General features: G+C 38.1%; 18 protein-coding genes. All 18 read left to right on the forward strand.

Features of this window, described 5'->3' with window-relative positions:
* Positions 1 to 53: 53 nt before the first annotated feature.
* The 18 genes from TY13_RS04165 (at position 54) to TY13_RS04250 (ending at position 20,680) form a co-directional block, all read left to right on the forward strand.
* A complete protein-coding gene (locus TY13_RS04165; RefSeq protein ID WP_042472018.1) occupies positions 54 to 1,280 on the forward strand; it encodes a M16 family metallopeptidase in 1,227 nt (408 codons plus the stop codon).
* Positions 1,281 to 1,523: 243 nt separating this feature from the next.
* Complete coding sequence (locus TY13_RS04170) at positions 1,524 to 1,787, forward strand: PRC-barrel domain-containing protein (protein ID WP_042472021.1); 264 nt, start codon at positions 1,524 to 1,526, stop codon at positions 1,785 to 1,787.
* Positions 1,784 to 2,572: a dipicolinate synthase subunit A gene (locus TY13_RS04175; protein ID WP_042472024.1), complete on the forward strand. Its 789-nt coding sequence runs from the start codon at positions 1,784 to 1,786 to the stop codon at positions 2,570 to 2,572. Before TY13_RS04170 ends, TY13_RS04175 begins: the two co-directional genes overlap by 4 nt.
* Positions 2,545 to 3,132, forward strand: coding sequence for a dipicolinate synthase subunit B (locus tag TY13_RS04180; RefSeq protein WP_042472026.1), 588 nt, complete (start codon positions 2,545 to 2,547; stop codon positions 3,130 to 3,132). The genes TY13_RS04175 and TY13_RS04180 overlap by 28 nt, the downstream gene beginning before the upstream one ends.
* A 431-nt stretch (positions 3,133 to 3,563) precedes the next feature.
* On the forward strand, positions 3,564 to 4,604 hold the full coding sequence (locus TY13_RS04185; RefSeq protein ID WP_042472028.1) for an aspartate-semialdehyde dehydrogenase: 1,041 nt from the start codon (positions 3,564 to 3,566) through the stop codon (positions 4,602 to 4,604).
* A 255-nt stretch (positions 4,605 to 4,859) separates the two neighbouring features.
* On the forward strand, positions 4,860 to 5,777 hold the full coding sequence (gene dapA, locus TY13_RS04190) for a 4-hydroxy-tetrahydrodipicolinate synthase (protein WP_042472030.1): 918 nt from the start codon (positions 4,860 to 4,862) through the stop codon (positions 5,775 to 5,777).
* A 144-nt stretch (positions 5,778 to 5,921) separates the two neighbouring features.
* Positions 5,922 to 6,503, forward strand: a complete 582-nt coding sequence (locus TY13_RS04195) for a hypothetical protein (protein ID WP_042472032.1) — start codon at positions 5,922 to 5,924, stop codon at positions 6,501 to 6,503.
* Positions 6,504 to 6,695: 192 nt separating this feature from the next.
* Positions 6,696 to 8,363, forward strand: coding sequence for a ribonuclease J (locus TY13_RS04200; RefSeq protein WP_042472034.1), 1,668 nt, complete (start codon positions 6,696 to 6,698; stop codon positions 8,361 to 8,363).
* A 207-nt stretch (positions 8,364 to 8,570) separates the two neighbouring features.
* Entirely contained in the window at positions 8,571 to 10,796 is a 2,226-nt protein-coding gene (locus TY13_RS04205) for an FtsK/SpoIIIE family DNA translocase (protein ID WP_042472037.1), read from the forward strand.
* A gap of 180 nt (positions 10,797 to 10,976) precedes the next feature.
* On the forward strand, positions 10,977 to 11,705 hold the full coding sequence (locus tag TY13_RS04210) for a GntR family transcriptional regulator (protein ID WP_042472417.1): 729 nt from the start codon (positions 10,977 to 10,979) through the stop codon (positions 11,703 to 11,705).
* A 53-nt stretch (positions 11,706 to 11,758) separates the two neighbouring features.
* On the forward strand, positions 11,759 to 12,850 hold the full coding sequence (locus TY13_RS04215; protein ID WP_042472040.1) for a BMP family lipoprotein: 1,092 nt from the start codon (positions 11,759 to 11,761) through the stop codon (positions 12,848 to 12,850).
* 286 nt (positions 12,851 to 13,136) lie between these two features.
* Positions 13,137 to 14,675 (forward strand): ABC transporter ATP-binding protein, encoded by a 1,539-nt coding sequence (locus TY13_RS04220; RefSeq protein WP_042472042.1) that lies wholly within the window; start codon positions 13,137 to 13,139, stop codon positions 14,673 to 14,675.
* A gap of 1 nt (position 14,676) precedes the next feature.
* Entirely contained in the window at positions 14,677 to 15,723 is a 1,047-nt protein-coding gene (locus TY13_RS04225; protein ID WP_042472045.1) for an ABC transporter permease, read from the forward strand.
* 1 nt (position 15,724) lies between these two features.
* Entirely contained in the window at positions 15,725 to 16,687 is a 963-nt protein-coding gene (locus TY13_RS04230; protein WP_042472047.1) for an ABC transporter permease, read from the forward strand.
* A 391-nt stretch (positions 16,688 to 17,078) separates the two neighbouring features.
* On the forward strand, positions 17,079 to 18,359 hold the full coding sequence (gene yfmF / locus TY13_RS04235; protein WP_042472049.1) for an EF-P 5-aminopentanol modification-associated protein YfmF: 1,281 nt from the start codon (positions 17,079 to 17,081) through the stop codon (positions 18,357 to 18,359).
* Positions 18,346 to 19,644: an EF-P 5-aminopentanol modification-associated protein YfmH gene (yfmH, locus tag TY13_RS04240; protein ID WP_042472052.1), complete on the forward strand. Its 1,299-nt coding sequence runs from the start codon at positions 18,346 to 18,348 to the stop codon at positions 19,642 to 19,644. Before yfmF ends, yfmH begins: the two co-directional genes overlap by 14 nt.
* Positions 19,644 to 20,366 carry an elongation factor P 5-aminopentanone reductase gene (ymfI, locus tag TY13_RS04245; protein ID WP_042472054.1) on the forward strand — a complete coding sequence of 241 codons (723 nt, stop codon included), beginning with the start codon at positions 19,644 to 19,646 and terminating at the stop codon, positions 20,364 to 20,366. Before yfmH ends, ymfI begins: the two co-directional genes overlap by 1 nt.
* A gap of 56 nt (positions 20,367 to 20,422) precedes the next feature.
* Positions 20,423 to 20,680, forward strand: coding sequence for a DUF3243 domain-containing protein (locus tag TY13_RS04250; protein WP_042472056.1), 258 nt, complete (start codon positions 20,423 to 20,425; stop codon positions 20,678 to 20,680).
* Positions 20,681 to 21,013 lie beyond the last annotated feature (333 nt).

Consider the following 21,013-nt stretch of genomic DNA (forward strand, 5'->3'; position numbering starts at 1 on the left):
GAAATGGACTGTACACTTTTGGTACAGTCTTTTTTGTCGAAGGAGAAAAGGTAATGACAGTGCAAGTAACAACATGCCAAAATGGTGTGCGTATCGTATCAGAGCATCTTCCACATGTGCGCTCACTTTCTGTTGGTATATGGGTAAATGCTGGTTCTCGTTATGAGCTACCAGAGGAAAATGGTATTACACATTTTATTGAACATATGCTTTTTAAAGGAACAATGACGAAAACTGCAAAACAAATTGCTGAAATATTTGACCGCATCGGTGGCGAAGTAAATGCCTTCACATCAAAAGAAAACACTTGTTATTATGCAAAAGTGCTAGATCATCATGCAGGGTTAGCTGTTACTGTTTTAGCAGATATGTTTTTCAATTCAACATTTACTTCAGAAGATATTGAAAGGGAACGTCAAGTTGTACTCGAGGAAATTTATATGAGTGAGGATGCACCAGACGATGATGTACACGAAAAGCTATGGGCTGTTATGTATCCATCTGACGCACTTGGCCGTCCGATTTTAGGAACTGCTGAAACTTTAGCGACTTTCGATGAGGCAATGATTCGACATTATATGGCGAAGCATTATAGTCCACAAAATATCGTTATTTCCGTAGCTGGTAATATAACGGACGGACTCTTAGCGACGATTGAGCAGTTGTTTGGACAATTTCAAGCAAGTTCTAAAGCAGTGCAACACATTTTATCTTACCCGGTATTTTCGGCAGGTGAAATTATTAAGGAGCGCGATATTGAGCAAGCACACGTAGCCATTTCATTCCCTGCAATTGGGGTGAAAAATCCTGATGTTTATAGTTTGATTGCACTGAATAATATTATTGGTGGCAATATGAGCTCAAGGCTGTTCCAGGAAGTACGTGAGGAGCGTGGCTTAGCTTATGCAATTTATTCTTATCAAACATCGTATGAGGATGTTGGCTCGATAACGGTATATGGCAGTACGAGTAAGCAGCAGCTAAGTCAAATGCAGCATACAATTGATGCAACATTACTTGATATTGTAGCAGGTGGAATTACGGAGCTTGAACTAGAAAACGCCAAGGAGCAGCTAAAAGGTAGCTTCGTTTTAGGGCTTGAAGGTACAGAGGATCATATGAATCGCAATGGACTGAATGAATTAATTCATCAGCGCCACCGTTCAGTGGATGAAGTACTTGCTTCAATTGATGACATTTCAATGGAGACAATTAATGAATTAATTACAGATATTTTATTGCAGGAACCAGCAATTGCGATAATAGGACCTGAAAAATAAAAAACGCCTGAAATCAAGAGAAAAACTTGATTTCAGGCGTTTTTTAGCAATGAAGAAGTCAAATTCATCAGAACTTATGCTCGATAAAGTAAACAGCGTGTTATTTACCAAGCTAATTTTGTTAACTACATCTTTTAGTGAAGAGCCAGAAATTATCCAACCAATGATAAAATTCCTTTTTAGGCGAACGTTCAAAATGAGCTATGCATATAGTATGGTGAAGCACTGAAGAGGAGGGAGAATATGCTTTTATCAGAGCTTGCTGACAAAGAGTTAATTGAAATGCAAAATGGTGTTCGTTATGGTTATTTAGCGGATACAGAATGTTTATTTGAGCCGACAACGGGGAAGATTATCGGCTTTGAGCTAATGCCTCAATCTAAGCTTATGTTTCAAAAGCGAAAAACAGGGGCGGCGTTTATTCCTTGGGAGGAAATCGTCTTAATCGGTGAGGATCGCATTTTATTTAATAAAACAACAACGACATTTAGAAGCTACGACCAATGACGGAGCGATGGTTAGTTGTTGGTGCAGATGAAAGAATGAAGGTTTTAGCTAAAAATTTAGCTAGTGAGGAACGGACTGTTTTTTACAAAAATAAAACGAGCTGGGATGCAGAGCTTAATGCAACAGCTCTCGAGTTTCATCCAGATGTTGTTGTGCTGCCTATTCAGCCATTGCAAATCGATGTACAAATTGTGCTTGGTATTCAAAAAGCAGTTATGCATGTTGGAAAGCTATCACCAGAATGGGAAGTCATTTTAAAAGAGCATATGGTATACCGTTATTTGCAGCAGGAGGCATTTATTTGGCAAAATGCGGCATTAACAGCAGAGGCATTTCTAGCTTATTTTTATGAACATAAACGTGCTGTACGTCACAAACGCTTTATTATTACTGGCTTTGGTCGTGTTGCGAAAATGACAGCTCATATGCTCAAAAATATGCAGGCAGATGTCGTAATTTTAGTACGTTCTGTTGCACAGCACTGTGAAGCATTAGCGCTTGGCTATGAATCCTATTTATTAGATGAGTTACCGCATATTGATGGAGTAGCATTAATTAATACGATTCCCGCACAATGGTTAACACCATCAATGCGAGAGCAATTTGCAATGCCAATTTATGATTTAGCTTCGGCACCAGGCTGTGTAACTGATAGTGTAGAGCACTATATATTACTCGCAGGGTTACCCGGGAAATATTTTAGCACAGATGCTGCGCATTTATTGAAAACAGCAATATTAGATTGGGGGGCGGAGCAATGCTTGAAGGTAAACGCATTGGATTAGGTATTACAGCATCGCATTGCACATACGCCGATGTAGTGCCTAAAATTGAAAACTTAAAGCAGGCAGGGGCACAAGTCGTGCCAATTATTACACCATCTGTTTTACATGCAGCAACTCGTTTTGGAACAGGGGAAGAATGGGTTGCAAAAATAGAAGCGGCAACTGGAGAAAAGGTTATTTCTTCAATAGTTGAAGCAGAGCCGTTTGGGCCAAAAAATCCATTAGATTGTATGCTAATAGCACCTATGACAGGTAATTCGATAAGTAAATTTGCTAATGCAGCAACGGATAGTGCAGTTTTAATGGCAGCAAAAGCAACTTTACGTAATGGTTCTCCTGTCGTTATAGGCATTTCGACGAATGATGCACTTGGCTTAAATGGTCAAAATATAATGAAGCTGTTAAATGCAAAAAATATATATTTTATTCCGTTTGGTCAGGATGATCCATTCCAAAAGCCGACATCACTTATCGCTGATTTTTCTAAAATGGTTGAAACGGTGCATTCGGCAATTTTTCATAAAAAACAATTACAGCCAATATTTATCTCTTTCCAATAGAAGATTCTCTTCTTTATAAATAGAGGGGTGAATTTTGAGGCTGTCTGGAAAGAATACTCGTTGCAGAAAATATGACTAGCACACCATTTTCCAGATAGCCAATTGCTGCTTTTTTAGTATGGAGCATTTAGAAAAGTGCGGGCTTTCTTTATAAGGCTTGAAAACATCTAAAACTGAATGTTGAAAGAAAAATAAGGTAGCGTGCTTTTTGGTCTTTTTAGAAGTACCTAAAAGAAGATCATAGTCCAAGAACAGCATAGGCGCATATGATTAACATTGCGTTTGCCGAAGGCTTAAAAAGAATTAGATTTGTATTAGCAGGGTGTAATTCGTATGAGTTTTTTTAATAATCAAATTAATCCTACACATTTGCAAGGTTTTATGTTACAATATCCAACATTATGTAACTAGTTCCGAGGAGAGATGAGATTATGACTAAGCAATTGACAGTAGCTGTCGTAGGTGCGACAGGGGCAGTAGGTACAACAATGATGGAGCATTTAACTAAACGTAACTTTCCTATTAAGCAAATTAAATTTCTAGCATCTGCGCGTTCTGCGGGTAAAGAAATTAAGTTTAATAATCAATTATATACAATCGAAGAAGCAACACCAGAGAGTTTTGAAGGGGTAGATGTTGCATTATTTTCAGCAGGCGGCTCTGTATCTGCTGCACTTGCACCAGAAGCAGCAAAGCGTGGGGCAATCGTTGTAGATAATACAAGTCATTTCCGCATGGATCCTGAGGTACCTCTAGTTGTACCTGAAGTAAACCGTCATGCATTAAAAGATATTCCAAAAGGCATTATTGCCAACCCTAACTGTTCAACAATTCAAATGGTTGCAGCATTACAGCCAATTCGTGGAAAATTCGGCTTAACAAAAGTGGTGGTATCTACATACCAAGCTGTATCTGGCTCTGGTATTGCAGCAATTGAAGAGTTAAAAACGCAAAGTGCACAATGGGAAGCTGGAAAAAATGTGGAGGCGCATATTTTACCTGCTAAAGCGGATAAAAAGCATTATCCAATTGCTCGCAATGTTATTCCGCAAATCGATAAATTTACTGACAACGGCTATACGTATGAAGAAATGAAAATGATTAACGAAACGAAAAAAATTATGGAAATGCCTGAATTACATGTCGCTGCGACTTGTGTGCGTGTGCCAGTAGTATCAGGGCATTCTGAATCTGTATATATTGAGCTTGAGCAAGAGACAACTGTGCAAGCCATTTTCGAAGTATTACAAAATGCGCCAGGCATTGTGTTACAAGATGATATTGTAAACCAACAATATCCGATGCCGATTTTTGCTGAAGGAGAAGATCCTATATTTGTAGGTCGAATTCGTCAAGATTTAGATAATAAAAAAGGGTTCCATTTATGGATTGTATCAGACAATTTACTAAAAGGGGCAGCACTCAATTCTATTCAAATTGTTGAAGCAATGATAGAGGATAACTTATTTTGATTCAGCAAATATTTTTAGTCTTATAACAAAAAATTAAAAAAATTACTTATTTCAGCTTGGTAGTAACATATCTGCTGATCAAAATAAAACCCTCAGCTGATGCGACAAATTTCGAAAAGGGGACCTGCATAGCGCAGATTGAATAACTGTTGGAGCACGTAGCGACAGCTTTAGGTTAACTTTTTCCCCTATTTGCTCGAAAAAATTTGGATGCAATTACCTCGAGGTGTAATTGATGATAAGAGGTGTATATTTATGAATTTAGGTCGAATTGGAACGGCAATGATTACACCGTTCAAAGAGGATGGCACAATTAACTATCCTGAGCTTGAACGAATTATTAATTATTTAATTGATAATGGTACAGATAGCATTGTTGCATGTGGTACGACATCTGAAAACCCTACGATGTCGACAGAGGAGAAAATTGAGGTTGTGCGTTTCACTGTAGAAAAAGTAGCAGGACGTGTACCAGTTATTGCTGGAACAGGGGATAACGAAACAGCATACTCAATTATGATGACACATAAAGCAGAGGAAAACGGCGCAGATGGTATTATGCTAGTAGCTCCGTACTACAATAAGCCAAATCAGCGTGGTATTTATGCCCACTTTGAAACAATCGCGCGTGAAACGAAGCTGCCCGTGATGCTGTACAATGTACCAGGGCGTACTGCTGTTAATGTTTCCTATGAAACGTCGGTTGCTTTAAGTAAAATTCCGAATATTTTATGGATTAAAGAAGCAAGTGGTAACTTAGATCAAATGGGCGATATTATTGAAAATGTTGAGAAGAAAGATAATTTCTTAGTTTATAGTGGAGATGATGGTTTAACATTACCACTTTTAGCGATTGGTGGATCAGGTGTTATTTCGGTTGCAGCACATGTTGTTGGGAACGATATGCAATTAATGATGCGTGCATTTGAAGAAGGTAAGCATGAGTTAGCTGCAAAAATTCATCGCGCATTATTGCCATTGGTACGTGCATTGTTTGCACAACCTAATCCATCTCCAGTAAAATACGCGATGACAAAATTAGGCTTTGATACTTTAGCGGTACGATTGCCTATGATGGAAATGACGGATGAGGAAAAAGCTAATTTCGATAAAATTTGGGATACGTACCAAGCGAAAATAGCTGAGATTCGTGAAACTTTGGCGCTGTCCTAAAAGTGATATGCTCCCTAGTAGGTAGACAGATGAAAAAGCAAAAATCATCTACCTATATAGGGAGCTTTTTCGTGTGGCTTTTTATAACAAAAAATGATGGAAATGAGTTTGTAGCCAATAATACGATGAAGGAAGGAGTTAGTTATGAAATTTAAAATAGCTGTTGTTATTTTGATAGCATTTCTAATTGGGGTTGTGGCTGGCCTTTTATTGTCCACAAAAAATATAACTTCATCGAAAATGAATAATTTAGACACGTCAAATTATGAATTACTTGTCAATCGAATTAAAAATGAATTTAACGTGGAGGGATACAAAGAAATACTGGGAGAGAACGGCGATATTGTAGTTGTTCCAGATATTATAGATGGTCAACAGGATATTTTTCCTGAAGGCTTATACTATAGAAATAAAAAGTTTGTATATAAGAATTCCGAAAATGGAATGATTATTATTTTGAGTATAAGTGCTGCGGAAGAACGAGAGGGGCGTTTTTGGAATCATAGTATTAGCTACGATTCCGAAAGCTATAACTCTAAAACAGGAATGTATAAAGATACATACAATGCTATTTTCCCGAATTCAGAAGCTAGTATTTATGAATTCACAGGAAACGGCTATTCACTTTTACTTGTTGGTATATCAAGCAATCTCGATAATGTTGATGTGTTCACGCTTAATGAAACAGCCCAGTTTTTACAAGAGCTAGCCAAATATCTAAATTAGGAGGAATTGAATATGATTCAATTTCATCACCTATGCCCTATCAAAAAATAACAGCTCAAAACATGACCTACGTTTGTGTTACTAATGTTTAGTATGATTTTTTATGAATTTTTAATTTGTGCTTAAAGGCAACTACACGTATAATGAGTGATAAGTGGTTGCTGTTCGGGATATTTTTTAGGAGGAAATAAAGTGACAAAAGTAAAAAATGAAGTAATCCGTATCATCCCTCTAGGTGGAGTTGGTGAAATCGGAAAATCTATGTATGTAATAGAAATTGACGAGGAGCTATTCGTTGTAGACAGTGGGCTAATGTTCCCAGAGGACGAAATGCTTGGTATTGACATCGTCATTCCCGATATTGCGTACTTAGAAGAAAACAAAGAGCGTGTGAAAGGAATTTTCCTAACGCATGGGCATGAAGATGCTATTGGTTCTATCGCGTATGTCTTGAATAAAATTAAAGCGCCAGTATACGGTTCAAAATTAACAATTGCGCTTGCTAAAGAACATTTAAAAGAGATGCCTGCACCGCATCCAGTGAAATTCTTCGAAGTAACGAATAAAAGTCGTATGAATTTCAATTCAACGTATGTAACATTTTTCCATACAACACATAGTATCCCCGATTCGCTAGGGATTGTGTTCCATACGTCAGAAGGTGCAATTGTTCATACTGGAGAATTTAAATTTGACCAAGCTGCACAAGGAAAATTTAAGCCTGATTTAGCAACGATGGCGCAACTTGGTGAAGAAGGCGTATTTATTTTATTATCTGAATCAACTGAGGCGGAGCGTCCAGGCTATACGACAAGTGAAGCGGTAGTTGGTGAGCAGCTTGCAAAAACATTCCATTCTGCACAAGGACGAATTTTAGTAGCAGTATATGCTTCAAACTTTATCCGTGTACAGCAAGTATTTACACAAGCGCGAAGCTCCTTCCGTAAAGTTGCTGTTATTGGCAAATCGCTTGAAAAGGTTGTAGAGCTAGGGACATCACTTGGCTATTTAGATATTTACGAAGATACGTTAATTCCAGTAAGTGATATTCATAAATATGAAGATGACGAAATTATTATTATCGCAACAGGTAACCAAGGTGAACCACTCGAAGCACTTGATAAAATTGTGCGTAAGCATCATCGAGATGTTAAAATCAAGCAAACTGATACTGTGTTAATTACATTTACGCCATCCCCTGGGATGGAAGTGCAAATGTATAAAACGATGAATCAACTGGCAAAAGCAGGTGCTCACGTACTGTCAGCAGATAAAAAGGTTCACGTTTCAGGGCATGGTAGCCAAGAAGATTTGAAATTAATGCTAAACTTAATGCAGCCGAAGTATTTTGTGCCGATTCAAGGGGAATACCGCATGTTAATTGCCCATTCAAAGCTAGCACAATCACTAGGCATGCAGAAATCACAAATTTTTATTGCGGATAAAGGCGATATCGTAGAATATAAAAACGGCAAAATGCGCATGAGTGGTCGTGTACAAGCAGGTAATGTATTAATTGATGGTATAGGTGTTGGCGATGTTGGCAATATCGTATTGCGTGATCGCAAGCTACTATCACAAGATGGTATTTTCATTGTTGTTGTCACGTTGAATCGAGCGCAAAAGAAAATTGCATCTGGACCAGAAATATTATCGCGCGGATTTGTTTATGTACGTGAATCAGAGGGGCTGATGATTGAAGCGTCTGAAATTGCACGTGGTGTTATTGAGAAATATGTGAATAAAGATACGTTTGAATGGACAAATATTAAACAAGAAATTCGTGATACGCTTAATCAATATTTATTCCAAAAAACGAAGCGCCGCCCGATGATTATCCCGATTATTATGGAATATTAAGCGAGAAAGGATTTTCTTATGCCGTATTGGCACAAGGAAATCCTTTTTTAAGCCGATAAGAACAGAGGCTCATCACCAAAAAATAAGGTTGATTAATTAATTATGTGCATGAATTTATCTTGTTTTTTTAATAAAAGGGTTACTTGGCTTTCTGTGATTAATTATAACGAGGTGTAATTGATGAAGAGCTAGAAAGGAATAGGTGAAATGGCGAGCAAAGGGAAGAAAAAACAAATGAAGGCAAATAAAAAAGAGTGGCATCCACTTACCTATGAAATCGTTGGTATTTTATGTATTGCTTATGCGATTATCATTTTTTTTGAATATGGTATGGTTGGTCGTTTGACACAATCAATTGCTTTATTTTTATTCGGTAATTTGCATTTCGTTATCCCGTTTTTACTTGTATTAATAGCATCAATGCTAATGGTGAGAAGACGTGGCGTGACGATGAAAAATCGTGTTGTAATTGGTGTGTTTCTCATTATATGTAGCTTCACTGTGTTTAGCCATAGCCTACTTTTTGAGGAGTTGCACAAGGCCAATGCACTGTTGTCAAATTCAGTTTTACGTGAGACTTGGCGCCTCTTAATTGAAATGGATGGCGTTGCAAATCGAGGGCAAGCACTTGGTGGTGGTGTAATAGGGGCATTGCTCTTTAGCATACTACATGTGTTATTTGACTCAACTGGTGCAAAGGTAACAGCATGGGTGTTGCTGTTTATAGGCATTATATTAGTGACAGGTAAAGCGCTAGTTCCTATTGTTATCGAAAAAACACCTGCGATGAAAAAAAAGCTAGCTCGTCAAAAGAAAGAGAAGACACGCCGCTCTCCCAAATCGGTAACTTCTGAATCTGAGGTACTTGCAACGGAGGAAACAATTGTACATGAAGAACCTATTATTTCGGCCTTTACTCAGCCTACAATTCGTGAAGAAGAGCCACCAGCTGTTGAAGTAGAAATAGAAGAAATACTTGATGAGCCAGTGCAAGTGAATGAATCCGAAAGTCCGTATACCCTACCATCAACTCAATTACTACAGTTACCACCAGCACATGATCAAAGTGGAGAGTATAGCATTATTCAAGCTAACGCTAAAAAGCTAGAGCAAACACTGTTAAGCTTTGGTGTTAAGGCTAAAATTGTTCAAGTTCATTTAGGACCAGCTGTGACAAAGTATGAGGTGTTGCCAGATGTCGGGGTAAAAGTAAGTAAAATAGTTAGCTTACAAGATGATTTAGCTCTAGCATTAGCAGCAAAGGATATTCGCTTAGAGGCACCGATTCCAGGGAAATCTGCCATTGGTATTGAAGTGCCTAACAATGAAGTAGCAATTGTAACATTAAGAGAAGTCATTGAAGTGCCTGAAAATAAAGCATCAAGTAAATTATTAATTAGTTTTGGGCGAGATGTAACAGGTCAAGCAATGCTTGCTGAGCTGAATAAAATGCCACATTTACTTGTTGCTGGTTCAACAGGTAGCGGGAAAAGTGTATGCATTAACGGCATTATTATTTCAATACTTATGCGCTCAGCGCCACATGAAGTTCGAATGATGATGATTGACCCAAAAATGGTAGAGCTGACTGTATATAACGGCATCCCACACTTGCTTGCACCGGTTGTGACAGATCCACGTAAAGCAGCACAGGCATTGCAAAAAATCGTTTCTGAAATGGAACGACGCTACGATCTCTTTTCACATACAGGTACACGCAATATTGAAGGTTATAATGAGCATATTGAACAACATAATGCAGCAAATATAGAGCAGCAGGCGAAACTACCATATATTGTTGTTATTGTGGATGAATTAGCGGATTTAATGATGGTTGCATCAAGTGAAGTAGAGGATGCTATTACACGTTTGGCACAAATGGCACGTGCTGCAGGTATTCATCTCATCATTGCAACACAGCGTCCATCTGTAGATGTTATAACGGGAATTATTAAAGCAAATATTCCTTCACGTATTGCATTTGCTGTATCTTCAGCTGTTGATTCGCGCACAATTTTAGATATGGGTGGCGCAGAAAGATTGCTTGGACGTGGTGATATGCTATTTTTACCAGCGGGTGCTTCCAAGCCAATGCGCGTACAAGGCGCTTTTGTCTCGGATAAAGAAGTCGAGGCAGTTGTTGACTTTGTTATACAACAGCAAAAAGCACAGTATGAGGAGTCGATGATTCCGACTGAGGTGCCGCAAACAGAAATTATTGAGGAGACTGATGACTTGTATGATGAAGCCGTTATGCTTGTTATCGAGCAGCAGAGTGCCTCTGTTTCGATGCTGCAACGTCGCTTCCGTATAGGCTATGCAAGGGCTGCACGCATTGTTGACCAAATGGAAATGCGCGGTGTAGTTGGTCCACCAGATGGTAGTCGACCACGACAAGTATTGCTAGCAAAATCTAGCATTTCAGGCGAATAAAAATAATGTATTTTTCTGAATATTATATTTTTGTTCAAAAATTAATATAAAATTTACGATTCCGTCACACTTTTTAAATAAATGTGTTTGCAACAGCTATTAAAAATGTTATATTGAAAACGAATTAGTAGGAATGTTGTACATCAGATGTCTGATCTCTTTGTTGGTGGTGGTGAAAAAGTGACAATTAAAACAGATCACCGTCATTTATACTTACAAGTAATCGATCGCTTAAAATCGGATATAGAAAAAGGGATTTATCAAGAAAATGAAAAATTACCATCTGAATTTGAGCTATCTAAATCACTTGGAGTAAGTCGTGCCACTTTACGTGAGGCGCTACGATTGTTGGAGGAAGAAAACGTTATCATCCGTCGACATGGTGTAGGAACATTCGTTAACCCTAAGCCAGTATTTACTTCGGGAATTGAACAATTGTCGAGTATTTCATCAATGATAGAGCAAGCGGGAATGACACCAGGCACGATTTTTATAAAAGCAACAGAAGAAAAATCGACTGAGGATGATGTAAAGCGTTTTCAAACCGACATTGATGACAATGTGATCACGATTGAACGTGTAAGAACAGCGGATGGAGAGCCAGTTGTTTATTGTATTGATAAAGTACCGGCTAACTATTTACCGCAGCAATTTATTAATAATCAGGATGTATCTCTTTTTTCAGCGCTTGAAAAATCAGGTGCAATCCATGTCAACTATGCGATCACGTACATCGATCCGATAGGCTTTCATGAAGAGGTTTCGCCAATCTTGGACTGCGGTCCCGAAACAGCGTTACTCGTTTTGAAGCAGCTTCATTACGATGATAATGATCGAGTAGTTTTATATTCTAAAAATTATTTTAGAGCTGATAAATTCAGCTTCCATGTAGTTCGAAAAAGGGTGTAGAACAAAGTTTATTTCCTGCTAATGACTAAAAACCTTTCTGGGAGGATTCACTAATGAAAAAGCGTAAATTTGGTTTATTAATCTCATCTGTTGTAGCTACAGGTGCAATTTTAGGTGCATGTGGTACAGATGATGGCAAAAAAGAAAATACAGCAAATGAAGGCTCAAATGGTACAACTGATAAAGGTACTGAAGCATTCTCAATTGCTATGGTAACAGATACTGGTGGGGTAGACGATAAATCATTTAACCAATCTGCTTGGGAAGGTATTCAACAGTTCGGTAAAGATAACGGATTATCAAAAGGCGATGGTGGCTTTGACTACTTAGAATCAAAACAAGATTCAGAGTACAACACAAACTTAAATGCTTTAATCCGTCGTGACTTCGATTTAGTATTTGGTGTAGGCTTCTTATTCGAAGATGCAATGGGCAAAATTGCAAGCCAACAAAAAGATGCGCAATTAGCTATTATTGATGGCGTAGTAGACGCACCAAACGTAGCATCTGTATTATTCAACGAGCAGGAAGGTGCTTTCCTTGCAGGTGTAGCAGCTGCTAAAATGTCTCAAACAGGTAAAATCGGTTTTATCGGTGGATTAAAAATTCCTGTAATTGAGCGCTTCCACGCAGGATTTATCGCAGGTGCAAAAGCAGCAAACCCTGATATTATTATCGAACAAGATTATGCAGAGTCTTTCGATAAAGCGGATATCGGTAAAATGATTGCAAACCGTATGTATTCTTCAGGCGTAGATATTATTTTCCACGCTGCTGGTGGTGCAGGTAATGGTGTATTCACAGAAGCAAAAGAGCGTAAAGAAAAAGATGCTAACGCAAACGTATGGGTAATTGGTGTAGATAAAGACCAATATGACGAAGGTAAAGTAGGCGACCAAAACGTAACTTTAACTTCTATGGTAAAAGGTGTTGGTAACGCAGTTATCGATATTGCAAACCGCACAAAAGAAGGCAACTTCCCTGGTGGTAAAACAACTATCTATGGTTTAGCTGAAGGCGGAGTTGGTCTTGCTGACTCTCGCGGTGCAATTAATGATGAAGTATTAGCGGTTGTTAAAGAGTTCGAAGAGAAAATCATTGCAGGTGAAATCAAAGTACCTACACATCCTGATGATGTAAAATAATTGATTGATACTAAATCATCATAGAGGTCAAACCGACTTCTATGATGATTTTCTCACTGTAAAATTGTTTTATTTACATACTTCAAGAGAAGGACTTTGTGGAAGATTTATTGAATTACATTGTAAGTGGTTTGAAGTTAATAGATGAGGGTGCCGGATGCGTTATTTCTTTTCCGACAAGTCCATGTGTTAATTTTTGACAACACAAAATGTACTCACCATCTATAATGAGTACATGCCTTTATATATACTTTTAATTTAAATTGTGCCTAAAGGAGTGAAACGATTGGAATATGTGATCGAAATGCTAGGCATCCGTAAGGAATTCGGGAGCTTTGTAGCAAACAATAATATCACCCTCCAACTTAAAAAAGGCGAAATTCATGCATTGTTAGGAGAAAATGGTGCAGGTAAATCGACTTTAATGAATGTATTATTTGGACTTTATCAGCCAGAAGCTGGTGAAATTAAAGTGCATGGCAAGTCTGTAAAAATTACAGATCCGAACGTTGCCAATGAATTAGGAATAGGGATGGTTCACCAACACTTTATGCTTGTAGAAAACTTTACTGTTACAGAAAATATCGTATTAGGAAATGAACCAACAAAAGGCGGGACAGTCAACATTAAAGAGGCTGCCAAAAACATTAAGGCTCTTTCTGAAAAATATGGCTTAGATGTTGACCCATATGCGAAAATTGAAGATATTTCTGTTGGTATGCAACAACGTGTAGAAATTTTAAAAACATTGTATCGCGGTGCTGAAATTTTAATTTTTGACGAACCAACAGCATCACTTACACCACAAGAAATTAAAGAGCTTATTGAAATAATGAAACGCTTAATTTCTGAAGGAAAGTCAATTATTTTGATTACCCATAAATTAAATGAAATTATGGAAGTATCTGACCGCGTAACAATTATTCGTAAAGGAGAAGGAATCGGTACAGTTGTGACAGCTGAGACAAATCCAGATCAACTTGCGGAATTAATGGTTGGGCGTCAAGTAGAGTTTAAAACAGAAAAAACGGTAGCAAACCCGAAAGATGAAGCTTTAAACATAGAAAACTTAGTTGTACTTGACTATCGCGGTATTGAAAAGGTAAAAAACTTAAACTTAACTGTTCGTAAAGGTGAGATAGTTGGTATTGCTGGGATTGATGGAAATGGACAATCTGAATTAATCGAGGCAATTACAGGCTTACGCAAAGTGAAGAGTGGTAGAGTTACTTTGAATGGTCAAGATGTAACAAATAAAAAACCTCGCCAAATTACAGAGTCGGGTATTGGGCATATTCCACAGGACCGTCATAAGCATGGTTTAGTGCTTGATTTTACAATTGGCCATAATATTGCTTTACAAACGTATTACAAAGAACCGATTTCGAAGTTTGGTATTATCGATTATAAAAAAATATCAAATAAAGCAAAACAAATTATTGAAGAGTTTGACGTTCGAACAGGACATGGTGAAACGACGTTAGCTCGTGCTTTATCAGGTGGTAACCAACAAAAGGCGATTATTGGACGCGAAGTTGATCGCGACCCAGATTTATTAATTGCTGCATTACCGACACGTGGATTGGACGTTGGGGCAATTGAATTTATTCACCGTCGTTTAATTGAGCAACGTGATAAAGGGAAAGCGGTTTTACTTATTTCCTTTGAATTAGATGAGGTAATGAACGTATCAGACCGTATTGCCGTTATTTATGATGGTCAGATTGTGGACACGCTAAATGCTAATGAAACAACAGAGCAAGAGCTTGGTTTATTAATGGCTGGTCAATCAAAAAGTAAAGCAGCAATGAAAGGGGACGAATAAGGTGAGCAATCGCGCAATTAATATTCTCGTTCCTATAATTTCAGTTATATTGGGTCTAATTGTTGGTGCAATCGTTATGGTTGTTACTGGTTATGATCCGATTAAAGGATATACTGCATTATGGAATGGTATATTTGGAGATATTTATACAATTGGTGAAACAATTCGCCAAATTACACCATATATTTTAGCGGGACTTGCTGTTGCCTTCGCATTCCGAACAGGCTTATTTAATATTGGTGTTGAAGGTCAGTTAATTATGGGCTGGGCAGCAGCAGTTTATGTTGGCTTTGCAGTGGAGGGCTTACCGAAACTTATTCATTTACCGTTAGCGTTACTTGCAGCGGCAGCAGCAGGAGCTTTCTGGGCATTTATAGCAGGTTATTTAAAAGCACGCTTTAGCATCCATGAAGTAATCGTAACGATTATGCTAAACTATACAGCGTTACATATTGCAAACGCGCTTATTAAATCTTGGTCAGGTAAAGAACGTACAGAGAATATTTTACCGACAGCTTCCTTAGGTTCGACTTGGCTTGAGGAGATAACAGAATATTCTCGTCTACACTGGGGTATTGTAATTGCCATTATTATGGTATTTATTATGTGGTTCATACTAGAACGTACAACTTTAGGTTTTGAGCTAAAGGCGGTAGGCTTTAACAAAAACGCTGCTGAATATGCAGGTATGAGCGTTAAGAAAAATATTATTTTAGCAATGACAATTTCTGGTGTATTCGCTGGCTTAGCTGGAGCTATGGAAGCATTAGGTACATTTGGCTATATGGCTATTCGAAGCGGCTTTACAGGTATTGGATTTGACGGGATTGCAGTTGCCTTATTAGGTGCAAACACACCTCTTGGAGTTGTCTTTGGTGCATCGTTATTTGGTGCATTAAAATTTGGGGCAACAAATATGCCAAACGCTGCAAACATTCCGTTAGAAATTGTCTCGATTATTATCGCATTAATTATTTTCTTTGTAGCTTCTGGCTATGTAATTCGTATTGCTTTAGAAAAATTCGGAAAGAAAAAGGAGGGCAACTAATATGAGCTTTTTAGACGTCTTATATTTTATCGTCCCTTCTGCTATATTTTACGCAGCACCGCTTATTTTCGCGGCTATTGGAGGCGTGTTTTCTGAGCGTTCAGGTGTTGTAAATATCGGTATTGAAGGTATTATGGTTATCGGTGCCTTTGTAGGGATTATATTTAATCTATTTACATTTGAAACGTTTGGTAGCTTTACACCATGGGTAGCCCTTTTAGCGGCCATGATTATCGGAGCTTTATTCTCATTATTATTAGCAGTAGCAGCGATTGCCTTCCGAGCTGACCAAACAGTAACAGGGGTAGCGATAAATTTATTAGGAATTGCGGTTGCACTATTTTTAGTAAAAATGATTTTTGAAGGTCGTGGACAAACAGATTTCATCTCTGAACGTTTCCCACGCTTTGACGTTCCGTTACTAGCAGATATTCCATTTTTAGGACCTTTACTGTTCCACAGTATTTATGGAACATCGATTTTAGCATTTGTTGTTGCATTTTTAGCATGGTTCATTATTTATAAAACACCATTTGGCTTGCGTTTACGAGCAGTTGGTGAACATCCGATGGCGGCGGACACAATGGGAGTTAATGTGACGAAGATGCGTTATATTGCCGTTATGATTTCGGGTGCTCTTGCAGGAATCGGTGGTGCAGTTTATTCTCAAACAATTACGAATGACTTTAGCCACGCTACGATTAATGGACAAGGGTTTATGGCTATTGCGGCAATGATTTTTGGAAAATGGCATCCAATTGGTGCGATGGGTGCAGCACTGTTCTTCGGTTTAGCGCAAGCATTATCGATTGCAGGTAGCACAATTCCATATGTAAAAGATATTCCACCAGTATTTTTAACAATTTTACCTTATGTGCTGACAATCTTAGCTTTAGCAGGTTTTATTGGTAAAGCACAAGCACCAAAAGCAGTCGGTCAACCATATATTAAAGGTAAACGATAGATAGAGGGCTGTTAGGAAAGGGGGTGTCTGAAAAATTATTTTCAGACATCCCCTTTGCGCTAAGATAGTAGCAATTTGCTCATCGAAAAAAGCTTTAGGTGTAATCACTGTGGCAGCACAAATTTCTAGCTGAGGCTAGGGTTGCAAAAAAAGCAGGCTAGCATACTACTTTTGCTGTTTGATATGTCCCTAATTGTAGACAAATGAAATGTAAAAATTCATTTGCCCTAATTAGGGGCTTTTCTATGATGAAATTCTTTAAAAACATAATGTTTTAGCATATTTATTTTGCAACTACACCATACTAAGGAATAATTTTGTATGACAGTAGTATAAGCATGGTATAGTAGGAATAAAGCATGTTATATCGTTACTTTAGGGAGGTATTTTTTTGTTTTCAACTATACAACTAGCGAAGGGTGTTTCGCTGCATATTCGACAAACAACACAATTTAAAACAGTAAATTTCTCGATAAAATGGCGCGCTCCATTAACGGAAAAAGATGCAGCACACCGTACAGTGTTAACGAATGTGTTACAGCATAGCAATGAAAAGTTCACAACATCAGCAGCGTATCGTAGCTATTTGGATGATTTATATGGCACGGTGCTGTATTTCGACACGTCGAAGCGTGGCAATGAGCATACGGTATTAATGAGCGTAGAATCGGTAAATGACCAATTTTTAGCGCAAAGCAATGTGCTGAATGAAGTGCTTGAGCTACTTCATACAGCTATTTTTAAGCCTAACCTTGAAAATGGAGCATTTGTATCTTCCATTGTGGAACGTGAAAAAGATATGGTTATGCAACGTATCCATTCTGTATTTGATGATAAAGCACGTTATGCACAACAAAGAATAACGCAAATTATGCGTCCAAATCATGCTGCTTCTATTTCTGCGAACGGTACGATTGAAACTGTAGCTACTATAACACCAGAATCACTTATGGAAGCGTATGCGCACATGATTCATCATGATAGCATTGATATTTATGTTGTAGGCGATGTAGATGAAACAGCAATGATTGAAAAATTGCGTCAAGTGCTACCGTTTGCAGATCGTGAGCCATATGAGAAGGAAATGATTGCTGCAATCAACCAACCGGGTGACAGCTATACAAAAGAGCAACAGGAAATGAAGCAAGGAAAATTGCATATTGGCTATAGCACACCAGTCTTATTTGGTGATGCAGATTTTCCGAAAATGCAAATTTTTAATGGCATTTTCGGTGGCTATGCACATTCAAAATTATTTATGAATGTACGTGAACGTGAAAGCTTAGCATACTATGCATCAAGCTCTTATGCATCACAGTATGGCCTAATTTTCGTTGGCTCAGGCATTGAACCGAGCAATGAAAAAAAGGCAATTGAGGTAATTGATGAGCAGCTTGTAGCTTTACAAAAAGGCGAAATAACAGATTTGGAGTTAGCACAGACAAAGGCGATGCTTATTAATCAATTGAAAGAGGCATTAGATTCTGCACGAGGTCAAATCGAGATTTATGATCAATATAAAACTTTAGATACAACGTTCTCAGCAGATGAATGGGCTACAAATTGGCAGAAAGTAACGAAAGAAGATGTGCAACAAATGTCGTTAAAAATAAAACGTGAGGCAATTTATTTCCTATGTGGCAAGGAGGAGCAAAGTGATGCAAGCAATTGAGTTTAAACAGCTAGATGAAACACTTTATTATAAGCAACTTAGTAACGGCTTAGATGTCTACATTTTGCCGAAAAAGGGTTTTTCAAAGGCATTTGTGACGTTTACGACAAAATATGGCTCTATTGACCGATCATTCGTACCAATTGGTGAAACAGAGCCTATCACTGTACCAGATGGTATTGCTCATTTTTTAGAGCACAAAATGTTTGAAAAAGAAGATGGGGATGTTTTTCAGAAATTTAGTGAAGTAGGAGCACAAGCGAATGCCTTTACTTCATTTACACGTACATCATATTTATTTTCTGCAACAGAACATATTCATAAAAGTACAGAAACATTGCTTGATTTTGTGCAAGAACCTTATTTTACAGAGGAAACTGTGAACAAAGAAAAGGGTATTATCGGGCAGGAAATTACAATGTATGACGATTTACCAGATTGGCGATTATATTTTGGGGCGATTGAAAATATGTATCATCAGTTTCCTGTCAAAATAGATATTGCTGGTACAATCGAATCGATTGATAACATTACAGCAGAGCATTTATACACTTGTTACAATACTTTTTACCATCCGTCAAACATGCTACTATTTGTTATTGGTGCAATTGATCCAGAGGAAATGATGAAGGTTATTGAAGAAAACCAAAATCGCAAAACTTTCCCACAGCCGACACCTTTAACGCGTATTTTTGAACAAGAGCCAACAAACGTTGCCATTCAGGAACGTGTTCTTCATATGGATGTGCAAAAGCCAAAAGTTTATTTCGGTTTAAAAGCTAAACAAACTGGTTTTTCAGGAGAACAAATGTTAAAGCATGAGCTTGCTGTACAAATTGGCTTAGAATGCTTATTTGGCCGTGCCTCTGATTTTTATACAAAAATTTATGAGGAAGGCTTAATTGATGAAACATACTCTTATGATTTCATGTTGGAACAAGGCTATGGCTTTGCATTAATTGGTTCAGATACGCCGAAGGATGAAGAGCTTGTAAATGTGATTAAAGAGCTTCTTGCTGAAGCGGAGAAGCAAGTGTTATTTACAACAACTGATGTTGAGCGTATTAAACGTAAGAGAATTGGCTTTTTCCTACGTGCATTAAATTCTGTTGAATTTATTGCAAACCAATTTACGCGTTATAAATTTAATGATATGAACTTATTTGACGCTGTTCCAATGCTTGAAACCATTACGGTAGAAGATATTGTGGAAGCCTTTAAAACGATTCAAGGCGAGGAGCAACAAACGGTATTTAAAATTTTACCGATGAGCAAGCGTAAATAATGAAAAAATATGCATTAGTTTGTGGAGCTTCAGGTGAAATCGGTACAGCGATATGCCAGCACCTAGCGCAGCAAGGCTGGTCGCTCTATGTGCATTATGCCTCTAAGCCGACAACCGAATTAGTTGAAAAGCTAACAGCTAGATTTCCACAGCAGGAATTTTTCGCCGTACAGGCCGACTTTACTAATGAAGGAGCTGCGACACATTTAGCAAGTCAAATTTTTACGATACATGCGATTATTTTTGCCAATGGGCATGCGGTATATGGCTTGCTTGAAGATATACCAGCGATTGATATGCAAGCATTATGGCAAGTTCACGTACAAACGCCAATGCTCATTTTACAGCAACTTGCCTCTAAATTACGCTCCCATAAAGAAAGTTATGTCTTGTTTATTGGCTCTATTTGGGGAGCAGCAGGAGCGGCAGGAGAGGTTGTTTATTCTGCTGTCAAAGGTGCGCAGCATAGCTTTGTAAAGGCATACGCACAGGAGGTAGCCTACAATGGTATTCGAGTGAATGCAATTGCGCCAGGCTTTATCGAAACAAAAATGAATAGTCACATCGATGAGGAGGAGCGCCGGCAAATTATCGATGAAATTCCATTACAGCAGCTCGGTACAGTGGATGATGTAGCACGATTATGTGCCTTTTATATAAGCGGTCAAGCCGATTATGTAACGGGCCAAATTATACATTTGAATGGCGGTTGGTACATCTGACTGTATAATAAAATACTCCTTTGCAAATACTAATTGTGCAAAGGAGGCGAAAATGGATGAGTATTTTAGGAAATTGGCAAGAATGGACATCATTTTTGGGTGCTCAAGTAGAGGATGCAAAGGACAGCGGAATGCCCAATAAAATTATTGAGAGAGCTGCTGTGCAAATCGGTAATTACTTAGCGGAAAATGTAGATCCTAAAAATGAACAAGAACGTGTTCTTTCTGATTTATGGTCAGTGGCGGAATCGGATGAAAAAAAGGCGCTTGCTAGCTGTTTAATTAAGCTCGTACAAAATAACAGAGTACAATAAAGCGAAACTCCAATTAGTGGGGCTTTTTCTCACCCACTAATTGGAGCATAAGCTTTGTACAATCAACATTGTGCTAGCCTTGAATTCGGTTCTTTTACAGGCAGTTATTTCTACGCATAACATTTTGTCCCGTATTAACAGGCTGTAAAAAACCGATTGGTGAAACTACCAATCAGTGGGAATTAGGAAAACTCCCACTGTCTGTTAATGCAGAATAATATGGGGCTGTCAGGAAGACACAACTTCCCGACAGCCTATATGTATTTTTATCCAGATTTACGTTGGATTAGAAGCCTTAGTGGAAGTCTCATAAGGGTCTGTACAAGGCAGGGG

Source organism: Bacillus ndiopicus, from assembly GCF_000612805.1.
GTDB lineage: Bacteria > Bacillota > Bacilli > Bacillales_A > Planococcaceae > Metasolibacillus > Metasolibacillus ndiopicus.